The organism is Xenococcus sp. PCC 7305 (assembly GCF_000332055.1).
In the GTDB taxonomy this organism is placed as follows: domain Bacteria; phylum Cyanobacteriota; class Cyanobacteriia; order Cyanobacteriales; family Xenococcaceae; genus Xenococcus.
The window spans coordinates 17,039-37,266 of sequence record NZ_ALVZ01000174.1 but is presented as its reverse complement, the minus strand read 5'-3'; the positions used below and the strand labels follow the sequence as shown (position 1 = coordinate 37,266).

The window sequence follows — 20,228 nt, the reverse complement described above, 5'->3', positions numbered from 1 at the left end:
ACACAAGTACCATCGGTCGTATCATAATCTGTGCCAAATATCGATATTGACTCTCGATGCCCTAAAGCAGTTTGTAACACTAATGGGATTAAGTGAGTTTCTGGATTGTGATCTTCTCCTAACAACCCTTCTGGGTTAGCACCAGCAGCATTAAAATAACGCAGGCATACAGAGCGAAAATCATAAGCATGACTAAAATCATGGAGCATTTTTTCTACCATTAACTTAGTCATCCCATAAGGATTAATCGGGTTTTGAGGCTGTTCTTCCTCAATAGGAATTACTTGAGGTACCCCATAGGTAGCACAGGTAGAAGAGAAGACAAATTTCTTAATTCCTGCTTCTAGCATTGCTTCTAGTAGAGTTAAAGTTCCAACAACATTATTACGATAATATTTCGCTGGATTTGTAACTGATTCTCCTACATAAGCATAGGCGGCAAAATGCATTACGGCATCTATTGAATGGGTAGAAAATATTTGTTGGAGTAAATTATAGATTATAAATTATAGTCACAAGTGTCACCAATAATTAGGTTGCTTTTTAATACTGTTTCTACTAAGTCTTGATAGCCATACACTAAGTTGTCGAGAATAATTACTTCGTATCCTGCTTGTTGCAATGCTAGGGCAGAATGGGAACCAATGTATCCAGCTCCGCCCGTTACTAATATTTTCCCTTGATCTTTCAGCATTTACTTTTATACAATTTATGTATATAGATAATTGACACTTTTATTAATTGTAAGGTTTTTTATTGAATTGAAAACTATAGTGCAATTAGAATAATACAAGAGTTATGATGGTTAACAGAGCTTAAATTTCTTATCAAGAAAAAGCTTAAGTTTTTCTATCATGAATGAAGAAGATTTATGAAGCAAGAATATAATTTAAATTTTGTAAAATAAGAATGAACAAAATATACTTAGATGCAAATAAACAACCCTTAAATGATGTGGTTTATTTTGAGTTAAGATTAATTTTTATTCTTGCTTAATTAGAACAGACAAAGCTATTTATTCAACATATTACTAGGAGGTTAAGATGACATCAACACAACAAAATTTTCTTCATAAAATAAAGGAATCTTTAGGTGTCCTTCCAAGCAATAAAGTTTTAGGAGAAGATAATCAATATCATCAGTTGCTTCGCCAAATTCAATTAGAATTGACAGAGCAGAAAGAGCTTTTACTGAAAAGTCAAAATGAATTGAAGAAAGAGCAAACACGCAATGATGAATTAACTCATAAACTCGGAAAGGCTGAAGAAACAATCCAATCTTTATCCCTAAAGAGAGTACCTAGTATGGAGGTCATCTCCCAAAATCATTATCCTTCAATGGCTGATGACCTAATCAATACTGCTTGCCCGCAACAAAGTTTAAAAATCTGTCTTGTTACACAAGATATTTTTGGACCTATACGTAATGGAGGCATTGGGACAGCTTTTTATCAGTTAGCAAATTGGTTAGCACAATGTGATCATCAAGTTACTATTCTCTACTCTTTGGGGAGTGTTTGCGAAAACGAAACAATTGATTATTGGATAAATTACTATGCTGAAAAGCAAATTACCTTTGTCCCTGTCTCAAATGTTGAAATTCCATCTGCACCTGGATCTATGTCTAGAGCGATGTTGACAGCCAGAAAAGTTTATGAATATCTAAAAAAACAGAACTTTAATATCATTCATGCTTCAGATTGGAAAGGAAATTGTTTTTATGCTTTGTTAGCAAAAAAATTGGGAATAGCTTTTGCCAACACAACTTTCTGTATCCGACCAGATTCTCCTTCTCTTTGGAATACAACTGGAAATAATCATTTTGTTACAGATCCTAACCATTTAATTACTAGCTATATTGAACGCAAATCTGTTGAATGGGCAGATATTGTTTATAGTCCCTCCCTTCATCTCCTTAACTGGATGGAATATCATGGTTACAATTTACCAAAACATAAATGTTATGTGCAACCATATGTTTTTCCCGTATCCAACGAAAATGCCGAAAAGCAAAGAAAAATTACACGTTTAGATAAGGTGGACGAGATAGTCTTCTTTGGCCGCTTGGAACCAAGAAAGGGTATCCAGGTTTTTTGCAAGGCCCTAACTATGTTATCTGAGCGCAAAGAGTTGAAGTGTAAAGTTGTCTTCATGGGAAAAGTTCTTAAGGAAACTTTTGACACTAAAGCCTATATTGAGTCTCATGCAAAAAACTGGTCTTTTGAGTGGGAAATTATCTCTGAATATAACTCGATAGAGGCGAGAAACTATTTAAAGAAAAAAAATCGTTTAGCAGTAATTGCTTCTTTATTAGATAATTCACCTCTTGTTGTGTACGAATGTTTGTCGGATAGAATTCCTTTTCTTTGTAGTGATCGAGGAGGAACTCCCGAATTAATTCATGAAGAAGATAAAGATAGTATCGTTTTTCCCATTCATCCTGGAAGATTAGCTGATTTGTTTGAAAGAGTACTAGAAACGGGAGTTGTTGTTGCCAGACCTAAATTTGATTTTCAGGAAAATTTGGATATCTATGCTAAGTGGCATTTAGCAATAGGAAATAATCCTAATATTCGGATAGAAAATAGTAACAGTGTCAAAATCATTCCTTCTGTAAAGATTGAACAAACAAAAACGAACCCATTAGTTTCTATCTGTTTGGCGCATATTAATCGTCCTAAAGAATTGAGTCAAGCAGTCTCTTCAATCAGAAAACAAACTTATGGTAATTATGAAGTGATATTGGTTGATGATGGCAGTAATAAACCTGAAGCTATTGCTTATTTAGACTCTTTGGAAAAAGAATTTACTGCTCGAAATTGGCAAATTATTCGACAAGAGAATCTTTATACGGGAGTAGTTCGTAACACAGCAGCTAAACATGCTAAAGGTGAGTACCTTTTATTTATGGATGATGATAATTGTGCTAAGTCTCATGAAATAGAAACTTTTGTGTCTGCTGCCCAGTATAGTGGGGCGGATGTTTTGACCTGTTTTTGCGATGCTTTCGAAGGAGAAGATGAACCGCATCAAGATTCTCTTAAATTCAGAATTACTCCTGTAGGTGATTGTGTTAGTCATGGATTGTTGTCTCACTTAGTCAGTAATTGTTTTGGCGATACCAATGCCTTAGTGAAAAAGGAATTCTTTGATAAGATAGGCGGATTTACCGAAGACTATGGTGTGGGATTAGAAGATAAAGAATTTTTTGCTAGAGCAGTACTCAGAGGCGGTAAGCTTTTGGTCATTCCAGAAGCATTATATTGGTACCGCCTGTCCAAGGAAAGAGTCAGAAATAAACATTTCAGTTTGAATGCTGGAAGTTGGAGAGTTTTCCGTCCTTATATGGATAATTTGCCTGCGGTAACTCATGATTTTATGCGTTTAGCAATGGGTTTATTTGATTACTATAATTCTAGTAAAGGGACAATCAATACTCTAAAAAAACTTAGCAGCAAAATGGAGGAAGATTTTACTCTTCTAAAAAATATACATAGTAAATAAATTGCGTTTTCCCGAATTCAGCAGCAAATATATGTTTATACTTCAATGCTTTATTTGTGGAAGTATCTGAAGCATGTAGCAAAAAAGAATACAACAGATACATATGATCGAAAATCTAAATCTAGTTAATTTAAGACTAATCATGTTAGACGTGTAATACTAAGGTTGTGATTCATTATGCTCAAATGCGAATAATTGATCACTTGTCATTTGAGAAGCAAGAGAACTAGCCTATTATTAATACTATTCCTCAATTGCCCATTTTTGTAGATTCTTTCTTTCGAGATAAGCACTTACAACTTCAGGATTTGTAAACCTCTCGATAATTTTGTTGCTATTTCGTTTCTTTGTTAGGATTTTAGGGTTATCTTTTGACGAACAACCTAAGAAGTTTAAAACTTGTTTAAATCCTTTGCCACTACAAAGATCTTTATACTCAATTTCAAGAAATTTTCGATTTGAATTTGCAAGTAATTGCTTCACCTGCTTGTATTGTTCTTCGTAAATAGATAAAAAAGTTTCAAATTGAGTGTTATTGAATTCAACCTTTGCTTTTTTAACAACTCCATTTAAACCGACAATAGTTTGTCCTGTTGCTTTGGAAATTTCTCTAGAGGAATAAACACTAAGCGCGTTATGTCTTTTTAATAAAATAAGTTTATAATCGGTATTCTGTTGAATTAACTGAGCCATGAAACTTGGATGTTGTTCTAACATCAGTTTAAATCCAATACACTTATAACCTTCATCACAATTAATCACCTCTTCTATAAGTTCAAAAGGATAAGCGAGTTTGTATTCATCATCTTGGAATTTGGTATCGACTTGATTTAAAATGGCTACAGGCCCTTGAATCCGAGTTATTTTGGTACGAAATATTTCTCCATGACACCTGATTTCTGGATAATTATTTAGTGTAGTTGTTAGCAAAGTTGAACCAGTACTAGGTTTGCTTAATATGACAAACTTATCGATTGCTTGACTCATAACTTAATCGAGAGATTTTTCTGAGAGTAAAAAAGGGGATTAAAAATTATGAAAGTTTTTAATCAGCCAAGTAAATAATTGGACTTTAAGGATTTTTAAATACGCAAAACAGAAATAATAATTATGAGAATTATTATCTATAAGTCTAATTTGACTTTCTCACTTTTAAAAGCGATTGGGGTTAATATCAATTTTTAAAGGAACCAAAGTTGGTTCTAAAGACTCAATCATTTTGAACATAGTATGCTCTAAGTAAAATGTCCATTCACTACGACTTTTAAAAGAATTGGTGAGTGCCTTTAAAACTGAATTGAGATAATCAACTGATTCTACTTTGGTATCGACTTTTCGATAAGCTGTGGTAAACCAGCCAGTGTTATCTTCATTAATATTTTGGGTATGATAATCAACTTCAACAGGTAAATCATTCGTGAGATTGAAAATATTCCCAAATTTATCTTCTAAACACAGATGTTCTGCATCTGGAAAAAGATCATATTGATGAAGTTGTTTAAAACCTTCCTTTGTTGCCTCTCTTACAGAATGACTATGTACTAATAGACCTCCCTTTTTTACTAATTTGAAAATATTTAACCATACTAATGGTGGACATTGGGTATGATCTAACGCATTGCGAATATGAACTATGTCAAAACTTTCTTCAGAGAAATTACTACTGAGATCTTCTCCAATTGCATAATATTGAGTCACAGGTGAAGTAATATTATGTTGTTCTAAAAGAATTCTATATTCTTCTGCAATTGGGTCGATTCCAATTACATCAGCAAAATTGTTGTGTGTTAAATAAGCAAGAGAAGATATAGGTCCACAGCCTACGTCAAGGACTTTAGGCATTGTCCTATTTTCTGCAATAAACCTCTGACAAATATCTAAAACAATTTGACCGCATATATTTTTTGCTTCAACATTATTATCAATTAATGATTTCAAATAATAATGTTCTCTTTTTAAAGAAGTATCTTTCCATACTAACTCTAGATATAAACAGTAGAGAATATTTCTAATATCCTTCCTGATATTGTTGAGTATTTTATAAATGCCTGGATTAAAGCTTCTTACGGGTTTATAATAAGTTGTTGACATAATGAAAGTTCCAAAAATGAGCGGTTTTATTTTTATGTTTAATTGATATGAGAAAAACTAACTTCAGAACTCATTCAGGTATTTGAAGAAAGGAATTGAGTGAGCATAATTCACAGTAGCTCAATGATTTATGTAGATAAAAGGGGGTAAAAATTGAATGAATTGTATTAAATGATTGACTAAGCTAGTCAAGTATAGTTAACATAGCATGGCATAGCATAATTATATTTTCTGCATAATTACTGCATCTTGAAATCCTGGAAATTGTCGCTTAATATCAATAATTTTAAACATTCTACTCCAGGCGTTGGATATGTATTCTGTGTTCAAAAACACAACAGAAGAATAAGATCCAAAGTTACGATAGCGAAATATATATTTGTCCTTGTTCATTGGTTTCTCTATTAGATCTTCAGAGAAATCTTTATGATTTTTGAGTGACTTATAAACTGGAATTTTGTTATTTAAGTTTCTGAGTGAAAAATCAGTTAGAGCTGTAATATATGCAATACCTCCTGGGCGTAATATTCTTCTGATCTCAGCCATCCATGCCAAATCAAAACTTTCTACATGTGTAAAAATAGAGTAGGCCGTTACAAGATCCAATGAATTGTCTGGTAAGGGAATATAAGGAATAGAAGAATTTTGAAAAATTTTTATGTGAGAAGGTAAGTATTTTTGCACCCAACATATATGCTTATAGTTAATATCTGAACCCCAAACGTCAATATCAGTATCTTGTACTCCGAAATGACGAATTACTCGACCGCTGGCGCATCCTAAGTCTAAACAGGAGCTTAGGGGAACGTCATTGTCTTTTAATATAGATTTTAATATTAAATAGTCTCTTAGCCCACTTAGCCAATAGCTATAATGAGAGTTGCCGAAGTAACCTTCGCGATCTTTTGTAGACGGCAAAGGGTAATGATCTTTAGCGATAAAATCCGACAAGGATTCTTCGGAAGTATAGTTGCTAAGATGAATTTCTGGATCTTGTTTTGAATAAGCAATTGCTGGTTCAAGAACCTCAAAAGAAAAATCTGAAAAAGAATTTAAAGATATAAAATCTTCCCATATTTGCTCAGTGGACATGTATCGTATTCCCCTTAATTAGAAATGTTAATGAATAAAAGTGATTTCTATTGTATAAATCATGGAAGTTTTTGAGCTAACCTGACAAAATCCCTAACATTTTTTTCCATAGTCTTGAATAGGATTGATGATGCCTGACCCTCATTAATAACTATTGGTGAGTTATCAAGTTCTACCGCAGAATTCTCAAAACAGATACTGAAACTATACTTTTGATTGTCCAAAAAAATCGGAGGAATATCAATCATAAAACCATAACAACCATGTCCTTTTTTCCATTTATGTATATCTTGACGATATAAGTTAGCAGTCTTCCTTATCATAAACTTATGATCTTCATATATACATATATCTAGTTTACTATCTAAATTGCCATTGTCTAAGACCCAGCCTTTTATTTTTCCATCTCTAATCGGCTCACAATTTCCTTGAAAACTTTCCTTATAGTCAGATATATACTTAAATATTTTCTCACTATTATTAAGAGGAGAATCAAAATCTTCCGGCGTAATTTTTAAGTTAAAAGGTGATTGCTGACAAATTTCTAAAGGCAAACAAATAGCAAACCCATAATTACCAGTGCCTATCCCTAATTTTTGTAAATCCTCACGAAAACAATTTGCTTGGAATCTAAAAATTTCTTCATCATTTTTATAAACAACCAAGGTCAAACTTTTATCTGGATTTAAGTAGTCCCATGCCCATCCCTTAAGAATACAGCCATCAATCTCTTCTAAAGAGCCAAAAACAGAGCAATATTCAGTTTTTTTGTCACTTTTTAGCTGTTTTTTAGTCATTAAATTCTGCTTAGGACTTTCTTCAGATTGACAAATATCCTCTAAAAGATTCTCTAACTCTATCTCTTCTAGATCAGGAGTATTTGATTCAATATCTAAAGCTCTTTGATAAAAAATATTAGCTTTTTCAATTTCTCCTTTATGACTTAATATTCGACCCATTTGATCATAGAAAGGTGCTATTTTAGAATTTGTTTGAATTGAATTTTGGCAAGATTTAATTGCTTGATCATATTGCTTTTGCCATAAATAAACTAAAGATAAACAATGATGTGACCAGTGAAAATTGGGGTTAATTTCAATAGCTTTTTTATAGGCATCAATAGCTTCATCTAGTCGATTGTTGGCGGCTAAAGCTTCTCCCAAAAAGTGGTGCAACTTACAAGAATTTTTGTGAACCTTAATAGCTCTCTTATAAAAAGATACTGCTTCTGCCTCATCTATTAGACCTTTTTCCTTCAAGTATTCACATTCTTGAATAAATTCTTCTGTAGTTTTTTGTGTAGTGATTTGAGTCATTTTTTGGAGTTACGTCTCTCAATAAAAATTCACGACCAGATAGACCCCTCCAGATCGGTATTCTTGAAGAGCTCAGGCATAATCTAAATACTTTCAATACCTTTAGGTAATTAATCAATAAGTAATCCCTGCACATTATTACTTGAACCCAAGTGTAAGTAATTGTCTGAATATTTTTTTGATCTTCTAACTTTTTTTTTATATTTCGGAATATTGACAAATAATGAAAGCTAAGTAATTCAGTATTTTTTCTTAAGAAGAATAAAATGTCTTTCTGTGCTTAGTGACTTAAGCCATGTTTTTATTTACGTAAATTCACTTAGACACTAGAGGGCATTACAGAACATCTTAATTAAAATTAACTATAAACCTGTAGTCTCGCTGGAAGACTACATACACTTCCTGACAACACAAATTTACCTCATTTGAATTATCCAATTAAAAATTTGTGTGTGTTGTTAGACCCGTACGTGAGCATGGTTCTGGGGAGAAGTTTATGTCATTGGTGAAGAAGTTTAGACTTCTATCCCGTCTAGGAGAATTAAAAGTAAAAAACTGAACCCAGGTTAGGGCATTTTTCCTGTATTACAGTGAGTCAGGAGGAGAAATGAATGGTGAAATCAAAAGCTAAATCTAACTCCAAAGTCAGAAAACAGAAAACCCTCAAATCATTAACCCCAATCAACCCAAATGCTGCGGGGATTGATATTGGAGCCGACAGTCATTGGGTGAGTGTGCCAGCAGATCGAGAAGAGCAAAATGTTAGAGAATTTAGTTGCTATACCCCAGACTTATATGCCCTAGCAGATTGGTTAGAGCAATGTAAAGTGACAACAGTAGTGATGGAATCAACAGGAGTATATTGGATACCAGTATTCCAAATACTAGAAACCAGAGGATATGAAGTCTTACTAGTCAACAGTCATCATGTCAAAACTGTACCAGGACGCAAAAGCGATGTTCTTGATTGTCAGTGGTTACAACAACTACATAGTTACGGACTACTGGCAGGCTCATTTCGGCCTCAAGACGAGATTTGTGTACTGCGAAGCTACATTCACCATCGAGATAATCTGATTCGCACTGCGGGGACTCATGTTCAAAGAATGCAAAAAGCTTTGACTCAAATGAATCTTCAACTACATCGAGTTATTAGTGACGTTACAGGGAAAACGGGACTGAAGATCATCAGAGCTATGATAGCAGGAGAACATAATCCTCAAACATTAGCTGCTCTGAGAGATGGTCGGATTCGCCGAACCGAAGAAGAGATTGCTGCGGCGATGACAGGAGATTATCGAAAGGAACATCTTTTTGTGCGGCAACAAGAATTACAGCTATATGAATTTTATCAACAGCAAATATCGCAATGTGACCGACAAATTGAGGAATATCTGACTAGTCTAGATTCTCAAATTGAACCAGAAGAAATTGAAGAAGTCACAAAGCAACCGCCAACTAGGAATTATTCCAGTAATGCTCCAACTTTTGATTTGGGTAGTCATCTTTATCGAATTAGCGGCGTTGATTTTACCCGTGTCGATGGATTAGGAGTGTTAACTGTTCAAAATATTCTCTCGGAAGTTGGCTTAGATCCGAGTCGTTTCCCCACAGTCAAACATTTCACCTCCTGGTTAGGTTTGTGTCCTGGTAGCCGAGTCAGTGGTGGCAAAGTCAAGAGTTCTCGAACCCGCTCAGTGATTAATCGCGCAGCGAATGCTTTTCGTCTAGCAGCCCATGCTTTACGAAGAAGTCAAACTGCCTTGGGTGCTTTCTTTCGTCGTCTTCGTGCTCGTTTAGGTGCCCCTAAGGCAGTTACTGCTACTGCTCATAAGTTAGCTCGCATTTTCTATTGTCTCTGGACTAAGGGTGGTGAATATCATGATCCTGGAGTTGATTTTTACGAACAACAGTATCAAAAACGAATACTTAAAAATCTACGGAAAAAGGCTGAAGATCTTGGTTTTAATCTTGTTCCTCAATCTTCAAAAGTTGAATTTGTTTCCTAGGAGTTCGATGAGTACAAAATTTATTAGTTCTGAATATCAAAGATCAATCTTTGTTTTCTGTGACTTATGCTCAAAAGATTAGCACTTAATTAGATCCAAAATGAGTTCTATACTCAAGGGCAAAATGAATTCCATTTTCCTGTAAGGTGTCTTTGTCAACATCTAACTCTGCTAAGGGGATACCATAATCTACTCGGGCATTGAATTTATCCCCCACCTGTAAGCGCAAGCCAATACCGACAGAATAAAGACTTTGGCGAGGTATTACTGATTCATCATTCCGATTCCAAGCAGTACCAAAGTCGAAAAAAGGAGTCAACTGCAAAGTCGTCTGCCATTGAGAAATGCGGGCGATCGCAGTTCGTAATTCAGCTGAGGCTAAGAAACCATTATCTGATAGCAAAAGATCTTGACGATAACCTCGAACGGTTAATGCTCCCCCGAGGCTGAACTGCTCGATAGGAATTAAGGGTCGATCTGCAAATTGCAAATCTGAGCGCAAGAATAAACTAGTATCTTGGTCTAATAATCGCACATATTGCCCTTGACCACGCCAGGCATAAAATTCTTCATTAGTTTCTTCCTCATTGAGGGTAACTTGGGAACCTTCTAGTCCCAAACTAAATTGAGATCGCAAGGCGATAACATCTTGATTAGTCCGTTGAGTATATTCCTGGAAAAAACGCAGAGCAAAGATTCGGGTTTCTCCTTCTAAGGTATCATCCAGTAAGTTAACATCTGATTCTTGTCGATCTAAGGTTAAACCTAAAGCCAATTCCTGATTGGGAGTTTGCACAATTGGCTGACGATAGGTTAGTAGATATTGTCGAAAATCTGATTCTAAATCGAGAATATCAAAAGGTTCTTCGATGGTTTCACTGCCAATTAAACGAGTTGTGAACCCGACAGACCCATTGGCAGCATTGACGGGAATTGTATAACTCAGATTGTCCAGAGCGTTGGAGCCGTCGGTGTTGTAGTATCTTACGTTAAAGCGATCGCCAAAACCCAAAAGATTACCATGGGCTAATTCAATAATACGGCGATCGCTACCAACGGTGGGAACTCTTTGATTGTCAAGTCTTAAACTAGCACTAAAAGCAGAAGCTTGCTCAATATCTACTGTTAAAATCGTCATTCCTGGACTGGTTCCCAGGCTCAGTTCCGCAGACAAACTGTCAATTAAAGGGTTGAGCTGCAATAACTGTAAAGCCTGAAGTAGCTTTTTTTGATTGAGAGGGGCTTGAGTCGCCTTCGCCAATCGGCTAGTAATATAACTTGTTTGTAATCGTTTTAGCCCAGTAACCTCAATTTGCTCAACCGAGCCTTCAATTACCTCAATTGTTACGATGCCATTTTTGAGGGTTTGGGGAGGAATGAAACTGCCGGTCGTCAGATACCCTTGAGAAAAATATAGTTGATTGATGCTTTCTTGGGCTTGTATCAACTCAGCAAAAGAGATAGGACGATTAGCATAAGGCTCTAGTAATGCTGTCAATTCCGATTCACTAAAAACAGTACTACCAATAACTTGAAACTGGCGCACCTCAATTGTTCCCGGAATCTCCAACTCTGGGTTTGGTGGTAAATTATTCGGGACTTCTAATGATGGCAATAATTCTTCTACAGGAGGCAAAGTTTCTGGTTCTGGCAAGGGCTCTAGGGGAGGGCGCACTGGTTGAGGAATATTTTGCGCTAGAAGCGGCTCGGCGATGAGTAATAGACATAAGGCATAAAATATCGATGATAAATGAGACTGTGCCATAAAAAGATAATCTCAATATAAGCCAAAGGGTGGCAGCTATTCAAAGGAGATACTGAGGGGATTGTATATGATTAAGAAAGGACAAAGGCAAATTTTTAGGATACTGTTCCACTTTTTAGCCTGCTATTGATCAAGATTAGGGGAAATGGGATATTTTTCCTTCATAAATATTTAGCTAAAATCAACAATTATTATTATTGTCAGGATTGAGTGATAATCATCCCTTGTAATTATTTCCCAATCATTACAACATAAATAGGAATTTCTCTTTACTCACAACTTGGTAGATTAAAATCAACCATTAACCTTAAGGCTTAGTTATGACTGACTCGATTCGTATTTTAATGTGTGCCCCCGATCACTACGATGTGGATTATGTGATTAATCCTTGGATGGAGGGGAATGTCCATAAATCTTCGCGCGATCGCGCTGTGGAACAGTGGACAAAACTATATCAGGTACTTAAAGACCTGGCCGTTGTTGAGTTAGTAGAACCGCAAAAAGGTTGGCCAGATATGGTATTTACTGCTAATGCAGGTCTCATACTAGGAGATCAAGCAGTGCTATCTCGTTTCTACCATCCCGAACGTCAAGGAGAAGAACCTCATTTCAAAAAATGGTTTGAGCAAAATGGTTTTACTGTCCATGAATTGCCTGAAGATCTACCATTTGAAGGTGCGGGAGATGCTCTCTTAGATCGCGAAGGACGTTGGTTATGGGCCGGCTATGGTTTTCGCTCGGAACTAGATTCCCATCCTTATTTGGCGCAATGGCTAGATATTGAAGTTTTATCTTTACGCTTAATTGATGATCGCTTTTATCACTTGGATACTTGTTTTTGTCCTTTGAGCGGAGGCTATCTACTTTATTATCCTGGGGCCTTTGATTCCTATTCCAATCACATCATCGAAAAGCGGGTACCGGCAGAGAAGAGAATTGCGATCGCAGAGGCTGATGCGGTTAATTTTGCCTGCAACTCAGTCAATGTCGGGCAAACAGTTGTCATGAACAAGGCTAGTGATAGCCTCAAACTTCAGCTTCGAGATAAGGGGTTTTCGGTTAAAGAAACTCCCCTCACCGAATTCCTCAAAGCAGGAGGGGCCGCCAAATGTTTGACCCTCAGAATTAATGAACCTGTTTTAGAAGATGTTCATGCCAATACACCATTAGAAAGTAGAATCATTCATCTCGAAGGACATTTATTGGATGCAGGGACGATGAACCATGCTCTGGATCTGGTAGTGGATAATGGTGGTAGTTTCAAGGTTCTAAATTTTCATCTGGGTACCGAAAGAAAAAGTGTTTCCGCCGCAGATGTGAGGGTTTCGGCTCCTTCTTCGGAACTGATGGATGAGATTATGGGTCAGTTGATTGACCTAGGGGCTGTAGCATCAGATGAAGCAGTTTGTGATGTCAAGACCGAAGCTTGTGATTTGGCGGGAGTGGCCCCAGATGATTTTTATGTTACAACTATTTATCCCACCGAAATTCGGGTTAACGGGCAATGGTTCCTGGTCAATAAGCAACGCATGGATGGTGCGATCGTAGTTAGCCAGACCAAAGCTGGAATAGTTGCAGAATGTAAGCTATTACGGGATCTCGCAGATGGCGATCGCGTTGTTGTCGGAGTCGAGGGAATTCGCATTGTCAGAAAATCGGAATCCCGAGATAAACGCGGTAGTGATGAGTTTAGTTTTATGGGGGCAGGAGTCTCTAGTGAGCGGCGGGTTGAATTGGTGGTTGAGCAAATTGCCTGGGAATTGCGACAAATCCGCGATCGCGGCGGCAAAGTCGTGGTCACCGCAGGGCCTGTTGTGATCCATACAGGAGGAGGCCAACATCTATCTCGTTTGATTCGTGACGGTTATATCCAGGGTTTACTTGGCGGTAATGCGATCGCTGTTCATGATATTGAACAGGCGTTGATGGGGACTTCTTTAGGAGTAGATATGCAAAAAGGGATTCCGGTTCGCGGTGGGCATCGCCATCATCTCAAGGTGATCAACACAGTGCGTCGCCACGGCAGTATATCCGAAGCCGTAGCAGCAGGCATTATTCCCCAAGGAATTATGTATGAATGTGTGCATAATGATGTTCCCTTTGTCTTGGCAGGTTCAATTCGTGATGATGGGCCATTGCCTGATACTCAGATGGATCTGATTAGGGCTCAGGAAGAATATGCAGAATTAATTGCTGGAACAGATATGATTTTGATGCTCTCCACCATGTTGCATTCCATTGGCGTGGGGAATATGACCCCTGCAGGAGTGAAAATGGTTTGTGTAGATATCAATCCTGCTGTGGTGACCAAGCTCAGCGATCGCGGTTCTGTGGAATCTGTGGGAGTAGTAACCGATGTTGGTCTGTTTCTCAGTCTGCTAGTCAAGCAGTTAGAGCGACTTACTAGTCCCTATGAAGTAGTTTAAGATGCTTTGATTATTTAGTAGGTGTTAGGTTTTGGGTTTTAGGTTTTGGGTTAAAACAACTATTACCCATTGCCCATCAGACCAAAGATTCTAAGGTCGCACCGACAACCCGATGATCACCATCTTGTCGCAGTTTATTGAGAGCCTCTTCTACCCTGGGATCTGCAAAATGTTTTAGAATCCTTGCTACCTGGGCACGAACTTCTGCTCCCTTGGAATCAGCAGCTTCTAAGAGTATTTCTAGGGCGAAAGCGGCATAAGCTGTCTTGGCTAGCTCAGCTAAATTGGCGATCGCAGTTAGTTTGACGACTAGATCATCCCCTCGCATCCCTAAAATAGATAAATCCAAAAGAATTTCAGGGTAGTTTGCTAACTCAATAGCGGCAAAAATACTTTGCCGAACTAACCAATGGGAATCTTTTTGAAATAGTCTCACGAGGTGGGAAATTGACTGTTCTCCGTACTTTGCCAGAGAATTAGCAGCTTCAGCCCTGACGTTATAGTCTTTGTCATTTTCGATGATGTTTACTAGTAGCTCAAAACCTTCATCAGTTTGCTTAAAGCCTAAACCCATTGCGACAAAGGAGCGAATCATAAATTCTTGGTCATGCATTCTGCGTTTTAGGAGCGGAACAACCAAAGGAGGCTCATAATTTCTGAGTTCAGTGATTGCCTTCATCCGATCTTGAGGATTCGAGCTATCAAGGTAGGTTTCAATTTGATGTAGTTCCATAAAAATATCTAGAAATTTAGGCGATTTAAATCGATTTACTGAATTATTTGCGACAAGGGAAGTGAAAATTCCTGAGTCAAGTTTTTAATTGAAAGGATTTTGGCTACTAAGCCGATCAAGAACAGCGACCAAAGCCCATAAATACATTAGAAAAGAAATTAGACTAATCATGATCTTTGATGGAAATAACTAAAATTTTAAGCGGATAATGATATTGAGCTCATCCCCAGCTCTTCTTGTAATAAGTCTTCGTAAAGGTTATCTTTGAGCATCATTTGCCGATATAACTCTAAGGACAAATCCTGTACCTGCTCTAGAGAGAGAGTTCGGACCTGATCCGCAAATCTTCTTAAGCTGAATTCTTGTTCTAGGGATAATCTTTCAGAATAATTCATCGCTATTTCTCAGTTGGTTGTATAAGAAAATGTTTAACAATCTATAAGATATGATAATTTATCTTAAGAAAGATTAACAGTACTTTACAAAGAAACCTGAGTAGTAAAACCCGTACAGATAATAAAATCCATCACGATTTCACTGGCAAAAAGCGATCGCACCAATACTTCTCGCTTGGGGGAATTAGGGATGTAGGGAATTAGGGATGTAGGGAATTAGGGATGTAGGGAATTAGGGATGTAGGGAATTGGGGATGTAGGGAATTGGGGATGTAGGGAATTAGGGATGTAGGGAATTAGGGAAGATTAGCTATTATTTTAACGGCAGTTCGACGATTTTTTTTTCGATTAAATTTCCCAAGTTGAACAAGGAAGTAATAGGCTTTTTCCCAGATCCCCAAATCCCCAAATCCCCAAATCCTTATTCAGAACTAGTAAATTTTGTACTCACCGAACTCACGTTATTTTAAGTCTTTTTGTTTGCTTAACAATTTTTCCATCGTGTTGAAATCATGTTCTAACATTCGTAATCGATCTTTCAAGGAAATGATAACTTCATTATTGTGGCGATCCTTATCGCATAAGCCCACGAGTAAGCGTACGATGTCGTGACTGGCATAGGGTAAGTTTTCCAGATAGGGCCTCAATGCCCGCCAATAACCTTCTTTGGTGTCAAAATGTAAGTCTCTTAAGCGATTTTTTGACATACGGTACCAATATAAAGCTTCGGGAACTACGAGAAGTTTTCCTCCCTGAAGAATTGCTCGGGAAAAGAATTCCAGATCATCTTTGCCTACGCCATAATCCTCACTGAATCCGCCTATTTTATCGAGGAAGCTACGTTTGACTAAAGAATTAGAATCCCCATAACAATTTTCCACTAATCCATAACCTACGCAATCACCAACAGGAGTTACGCGTCCTGTAATGTTCTTCGGCTGAGGCGGCTCATCTCCTTCAAAGCGATCAGCAAAGCAGGTCAGAATATCGGCATCACTATAGAGCGCTGCCCTAACAAAAGTCTCAATTTCATGGGGTTTGGCGCAATTATCGTCATCCATAAATAAAATATATTCACCCTTAGCATGACGAACTGAGGTATTACGCACTGCTCCTAAATAAAGGTTTTCTTGCCGAATTATTTGCCAACCTAAGTCGGAAAATTCCGACTCTAGAGAATCAAGATAGGCAATTGCTTCTGGTTGATCACTTTCATCATCGACCAAAATAACTTCATAATTATCATAGGTCTGGTTCTTAATGGACGCGATCGCCTGACTGAGTTTTTGTGGTCGATTGAAATGAGCTAGACACACTGAGACTAAAGGCCGCCGTTCTGCGATCGCTAATTTCTGATTAGTTGGGACTTGATCGAGCAGGCCAGCTTTTTCTAATCGCAGCTGAGGATTTTCTGCGATCGCCAAATGCCATCTCTCCCAAAGTTCCAAGTTTTGCTTGAAGTCAAAAGAAGGTCGGGCAATAATGACTCCTTCCTGCAAAATTTTGCTTAATTTATGCGCCAATTTTCGAGGATGGATGGGAAACACAACTTCGCCTCGATCTTCGGGGTGAACAAGCTCAGGAGTGCCTCCGCGATCGCTGCAGATAAAAGGAATTCGCTCCGATAGACATTCATAGAGCGTAAAAGGAGAATTATCCAACAACGAAGGTACAATTGCCAGACGATTATTACTCTTCAGATAATCCAAAGCCTGCAACGCATCATAGTCATTAATCATCGTCCATTCAAAAGACCAATTCTTCGCTTGCTCTCTAATATAAGCACCTGCATCAAACTTGCCAGCACTTAATTTGCCCATAAAGACAACTTTACAGTTAACTTCGCCTGCCTGTGATAACTGAGTCAAAGCTTGGCAGAAAATTTTAATACCCTTGCGAGGCACCAATCTACCAAAAAAAACTAATTCCTGAACCTGATTCAGACGACCTTGCAGCTGAAAATTCTGCTTTAAGACATCCTCAGATAAAGGCATAATATTCGGTTGCACATAACATCTCTCCTGCGGCAGTTCATAACCCTTACTTGCCATCCATTGCAACATATGTTGGGAGGGACTAATTACAAGATCTGCCCATTCTACAGACTTGCGTTCAATATAGCTTCTAAGTAAACTATGAGGCGTATCGACCAAATGATTATTTCCCATAGCCGACCAAAGACTCGGAGAGGAAGTTTTAACACAAAAAGTCGTATTAGCAAAAGCTAATCCCAATTTCTTAGCCAATAGACAATAAAAAGCATTCCCTCGCCATTCAGACACATGAATCAGATCAAATGACTGAGTTCTCAAATATTCATAAACTTTGCGAGCAACTAACATCGAACCACATAGAGCACCAGGAGCCGAAGGAATTTTTGGCTCAGGAACTAGAATGAAATTAATATTGCGCTGAGCATAATAGTCTACCCAATCTTGGATTTCTCCTGTTTCGCAATAGTTTCCCAAACTATAAAGAATACTCACCTGATGACCACAATCTCGCAAAAAATTGGCGGCATAATAAAAAGCCGTACCAATGCCCCCATTGCGGACCGGGCCAAAAATATCTTGGGCAATAATACAAATATTAAGTTTCTTCGGCGGAAATAGAGCATTGCCTATGTCATCGGCAAAAGAAGCATATTCTTGGGATACTGAATATTTTAGACTGGGGGCTTTTTTGGTTGATAATAATTGCGCAGACAAAAAATCGGTGAAATCACGCCCTGGTTCCTTCTCCATTTGTTGCTGTTCTTTAGCTGAATCCTGGCTGTTTATTAAGAGCTGTTTGTCTTCTGAGTTTAATTGTAATTGCCGTGGTTTCTTACCACCTCTCCAATCACTTCTTTTTGACTCTAGTTCAGCTTTAAGCTTCTGAAGCAGTAAATCTTCTGGAGAATTCATGAAATCACCAACTTTTGTAAGTATTATATTTAATAAAAATATTTATTGTGTCCAATGAAAAACTACATATTCAAATCCCTAACTAATCAACGTAAAATAGTGCGATGCTCTTAATTTGATATCCGTAACTTAACGCCTGTGATTTCACGACCGTGATTATAGCAACACAAATTTGTAATTGGGTAATTCAAATGAGATAAATTTGTGTTGTCGGGCAGTGCAATTTTCCAGTGAGACTACAGATTTAAAGATCGGAACGTTGAAAGCTTTAATGAAAATTGCAGAATTAACAGAAAAAGATTTATAGAACCAGAAATTATGATATCGAAGCAGAATCCATTCTCCAGTAGCCGCGAAGTTGCCACCGAATTCGATCAGTGGGCTAAGGCGGGAAGAGGGGAAAAAATGTCCGTCAGTCATCGCTATGCAACCCAAAAATTACTAAATGATTTAGAAATCTCGGCTCAATCAGTTGTCCTTGACGCAGGCTGTGGCATCGGATGGATTTTCAATGAGCTTATTGGCTCACAGATCGCCCGTGGAATTGGCATAGATTTATCAGCCGAAATGATTGCGATCGCATCTTCGCGATCTACTCGGCCCCACTTGGAGTTCTTAAAAGCTGACATATCGAACACAACCTTCGAGAGCAACCAATTCTCTCATATTGTCTCCGTCGAAGCGCTGTACTACACTCCCCAACCACTCCAAGCACTCAAGGATTGGTGTCGCATATCTCTTCCTGGAGGCAGACTAGGTCTTGTGATTGATCTCTACCAAGATAATCCAGCTTCGAAACATTGGATCGAAGCGTTACCGATAACGGTACATAACCTATCCGTAACTGAATGGCATACTCTACTGTCTTCAGCGGGTTGGACAAATGTAGTTGATCGCCGTGTTCCCCTTCCTGTCCAGACTTCTCCTAGCGAATTCACCCCATCTCCATACTTTCCCAACTACGATATTTATAGAGCCTACTGTGAAGCAGGCTCGCTACTCCTCAGTGCCCAAAAGTAAGAACGACCACGAACATGCAAAGCCAGAACATTAATTTCATCCAAAACCTCTTCCAAAGCCGCTTAGCAACTCTTAAACATATCCTAAATTTGGCTCAGAATCATTTTGATAATGACTCTTTCCTTGAGAAGAGGATTATTGCGGATATGCTCCCCTTAGGGACACAGATTGCTTTCACCTGCAACCAACCACGCAACTTTGCTCTATGGTGTGATAGCAAACCTGCGGATAATCTCGATCAAAAGGTTTCATCTCTCGAACAAGCATATGAACATATCTCAAACACGACAGAGCTTCTGGCGAACATAAACATTAAAAACGAAAAGCTAGATAGGTCTATACATATTGAATTAGGTCAGGGTCAGTATATCGAGCTATCTGGAAGTGCTTATCTGAATGATTTTCTAATTCCCAACTTTTACTTTCATCTAGTTACAACTTACGATATTCTGCGTATGGCTGGTGTTCCCATAGGAAAAAAAGATTACATGTTGCATTTGCTTCCCTTCGTCAGACAAGCTTAAAATATTTCAATAAAATCGCATCCCACAAGGAGTATATCAAGATGATAAAACTAATTATGTGTTTATGTCGTCATCCTAATATGACTCGTGAGCAGTTCCAAGACTATTGGATGAATCAACATGGACCTTTTTTCATGAAGAATGCAGGAGCCATGAGAGCCAAGAAGTATGTCCAATCTCATACTGTAGATACTCCTTTAAATGAAGGCATGAGAACTTCGCGGGGTATGCTCAGCGAATATGATGGCGTGGCAGAAGTCTGGTTTGAGTCAGAAGAAGATCTCATAGAAGCAATGAGTTCGCCAGACGGTCAAAAACTAAGCGCTGCACTACTGGAGGACGAAGCGAATTTTATCGATCATTCGAAGTCTTCGGCATTCATTGTTAGAGAGCATGAATTCTAAGTTATGTTATTAAAAGCTTTTCAGGAGATCTAACGGAGGGAAAT

Annotated in this window: 14 protein-coding genes and 1 pseudogene; 6 read left to right on the top strand and 9 right to left on the bottom strand. The window is 37.8% G+C overall.

Annotation, left to right across the window (positions count from 1 at the left end; translation table 11 throughout):
- Positions 1-694 (bottom strand): annotated as a pseudogene (gene galE / locus XEN7305_RS30330) (UDP-glucose 4-epimerase GalE); the annotation flags it as partial.
- Between the two features lie 349 nt (positions 695-1,043).
- Between galE and XEN7305_RS12395 the strand changes: the two are divergent.
- Complete coding sequence (locus XEN7305_RS12395; protein ID WP_006509778.1) at positions 1,044-3,503, top strand: glycosyltransferase; 2,460 nt, start codon at positions 1,044-1,046, stop codon at positions 3,501-3,503.
- 243 nt (positions 3,504-3,746) lie between these two features.
- Here XEN7305_RS12395 and XEN7305_RS12390 read toward each other — a convergent pair whose 3' ends face one another.
- From XEN7305_RS12390 to XEN7305_RS12375, 4 genes are all read right to left on the bottom strand, one after another.
- The gene (locus tag XEN7305_RS12390) at positions 3,747-4,490 is read right to left on the bottom strand and encodes a hypothetical protein (RefSeq protein ID WP_006509776.1); all 744 of its coding nucleotides are present in this window, start codon (positions 4,488-4,490) and stop codon (positions 3,747-3,749) included.
- 165 nt (positions 4,491-4,655) lie between these two features.
- The gene (locus tag XEN7305_RS12385; RefSeq protein WP_006509775.1) at positions 4,656-5,594 is read right to left on the bottom strand and encodes a class I SAM-dependent methyltransferase; all 939 of its coding nucleotides are present in this window, start codon (positions 5,592-5,594) and stop codon (positions 4,656-4,658) included.
- 222 nt (positions 5,595-5,816) lie between these two features.
- Positions 5,817-6,686 (bottom strand): class I SAM-dependent methyltransferase, encoded by an 870-nt coding sequence (locus XEN7305_RS26640; protein WP_006509774.1) that lies wholly within the window; start codon positions 6,684-6,686, stop codon positions 5,817-5,819.
- A gap of 59 nt (positions 6,687-6,745) precedes the next feature.
- Positions 6,746-8,002 carry a tetratricopeptide repeat protein gene (locus XEN7305_RS12375; protein ID WP_006509773.1) on the bottom strand — a complete coding sequence of 419 codons (1,257 nt, stop codon included), beginning with the start codon at positions 8,000-8,002 and terminating at the stop codon, positions 6,746-6,748.
- Positions 8,003-8,613: 611 nt separating this feature from the next.
- On the opposite strand from XEN7305_RS12375, the gene XEN7305_RS12370 reads away from it, so the two are divergent.
- Entirely contained in the window at positions 8,614-10,011 is a 1,398-nt protein-coding gene (locus XEN7305_RS12370; protein ID WP_006509772.1) for an IS110 family transposase, read from the top strand.
- Between the two features lie 85 nt (positions 10,012-10,096).
- Here the strand turns inward: XEN7305_RS12370 and XEN7305_RS12365 are convergent, their stop codons facing one another.
- Positions 10,097-11,776 (bottom strand): ShlB/FhaC/HecB family hemolysin secretion/activation protein, encoded by a 1,680-nt coding sequence (locus tag XEN7305_RS12365; RefSeq protein ID WP_006509771.1) that lies wholly within the window; start codon positions 11,774-11,776, stop codon positions 10,097-10,099.
- A gap of 320 nt (positions 11,777-12,096) precedes the next feature.
- Here XEN7305_RS12365 and XEN7305_RS12360 point away from each other — a divergent pair, with 320 nt between their 5' ends.
- Positions 12,097-14,202, top strand: a complete 2,106-nt coding sequence (locus XEN7305_RS12360) for a TIGR00300 family protein (protein WP_006509770.1) — start codon at positions 12,097-12,099, stop codon at positions 14,200-14,202.
- A gap of 76 nt (positions 14,203-14,278) precedes the next feature.
- Here the strand turns inward: XEN7305_RS12360 and XEN7305_RS12355 are convergent, their stop codons facing one another.
- The 3 genes from XEN7305_RS12355 to XEN7305_RS12345 all read right to left on the bottom strand — a co-directional run bounded on the left by XEN7305_RS12355 (position 14,279) and on the right by XEN7305_RS12345 (position 18,236).
- Positions 14,279-14,935, bottom strand: a complete 657-nt coding sequence (locus XEN7305_RS12355) for a HEAT repeat domain-containing protein (RefSeq protein ID WP_006509769.1) — start codon at positions 14,933-14,935, stop codon at positions 14,279-14,281.
- A gap of 197 nt (positions 14,936-15,132) precedes the next feature.
- Positions 15,133-15,330 carry an NblA/ycf18 family protein gene (locus tag XEN7305_RS12350; RefSeq protein WP_006509768.1) on the bottom strand — a complete coding sequence of 66 codons (198 nt, stop codon included), beginning with the start codon at positions 15,328-15,330 and terminating at the stop codon, positions 15,133-15,135.
- A 461-nt stretch (positions 15,331-15,791) separates the two neighbouring features.
- Positions 15,792-18,236: a glycosyltransferase gene (locus XEN7305_RS12345; RefSeq protein ID WP_006509767.1), complete on the bottom strand. Its 2,445-nt coding sequence runs from the start codon at positions 18,234-18,236 to the stop codon at positions 15,792-15,794.
- 318 nt (positions 18,237-18,554) lie between these two features.
- On the opposite strand from XEN7305_RS12345, the gene XEN7305_RS12340 reads away from it, so the two are divergent.
- Genes XEN7305_RS12340 through XEN7305_RS12330 form a run of 3 tightly spaced genes read left to right on the top strand, consistent with a single transcriptional unit; the run spans position 18,555 to position 20,184 of the window.
- Positions 18,555-19,256: a class I SAM-dependent methyltransferase gene (locus tag XEN7305_RS12340; protein ID WP_006509766.1), complete on the top strand. Its 702-nt coding sequence runs from the start codon at positions 18,555-18,557 to the stop codon at positions 19,254-19,256.
- 14 nt (positions 19,257-19,270) lie between these two features.
- Positions 19,271-19,780: a DUF1993 domain-containing protein gene (locus tag XEN7305_RS12335; protein ID WP_006509765.1), complete on the top strand. Its 510-nt coding sequence runs from the start codon at positions 19,271-19,273 to the stop codon at positions 19,778-19,780.
- Positions 19,781-19,821: 41 nt separating this feature from the next.
- Positions 19,822-20,184: an EthD domain-containing protein gene (locus XEN7305_RS12330; RefSeq protein ID WP_006509764.1), complete on the top strand. Its 363-nt coding sequence runs from the start codon at positions 19,822-19,824 to the stop codon at positions 20,182-20,184.
- The last annotated feature ends 44 nt before the right edge of the window (positions 20,185-20,228 follow it).

Bases quoted from the DNA above. Each gene is read 5' to 3' on its own strand.
- XEN7305_RS12385 (WP_006509775.1), bottom strand. From the start codon at position 5,594: ATGTCAACAACTTATTATAAACCCGTAAGAAGCTTTAATCCAGGCATT.
- XEN7305_RS12350 (WP_006509768.1), bottom strand. From the start codon at position 15,330: ATGAATTATTCTGAAAGATTATCCCTAGAACAAGAATTCAGCTTAAGA.
- XEN7305_RS12395 (WP_006509778.1), top strand. From the start codon at position 1,044: ATGACATCAACACAACAAAATTTTCTTCATAAAATAAAGGAATCTTTA.
- XEN7305_RS12365 (WP_006509771.1), bottom strand. From the start codon at position 11,776: ATGGCACAGTCTCATTTATCATCGATATTTTATGCCTTATGTCTATTA.
- XEN7305_RS12340 (WP_006509766.1), top strand. From the start codon at position 18,555: ATGATATCGAAGCAGAATCCATTCTCCAGTAGCCGCGAAGTTGCCACC.
- XEN7305_RS12335 (WP_006509765.1), top strand. From the start codon at position 19,271: ATGCAAAGCCAGAACATTAATTTCATCCAAAACCTCTTCCAAAGCCGC.
- XEN7305_RS12330 (WP_006509764.1), top strand. From the start codon at position 19,822: ATGATAAAACTAATTATGTGTTTATGTCGTCATCCTAATATGACTCGT.
- XEN7305_RS26640 (WP_006509774.1), bottom strand. From the start codon at position 6,686: ATGTCCACTGAGCAAATATGGGAAGATTTTATATCTTTAAATTCTTTT.
- XEN7305_RS12390 (WP_006509776.1), bottom strand. From the start codon at position 4,490: ATGAGTCAAGCAATCGATAAGTTTGTCATATTAAGCAAACCTAGTACT.
- XEN7305_RS12370 (WP_006509772.1), top strand. From the start codon at position 8,614: ATGGTGAAATCAAAAGCTAAATCTAACTCCAAAGTCAGAAAACAGAAA.
- XEN7305_RS12355 (WP_006509769.1), bottom strand. From the start codon at position 14,935: ATGGAACTACATCAAATTGAAACCTACCTTGATAGCTCGAATCCTCAA.
- XEN7305_RS12375 (WP_006509773.1), bottom strand. From the start codon at position 8,002: ATGACTCAAATCACTACACAAAAAACTACAGAAGAATTTATTCAAGAA.
- XEN7305_RS12360 (WP_006509770.1), top strand. From the start codon at position 12,097: ATGACTGACTCGATTCGTATTTTAATGTGTGCCCCCGATCACTACGAT.
- XEN7305_RS12345 (WP_006509767.1), bottom strand. From the start codon at position 18,236: ATGAATTCTCCAGAAGATTTACTGCTTCAGAAGCTTAAAGCTGAACTA.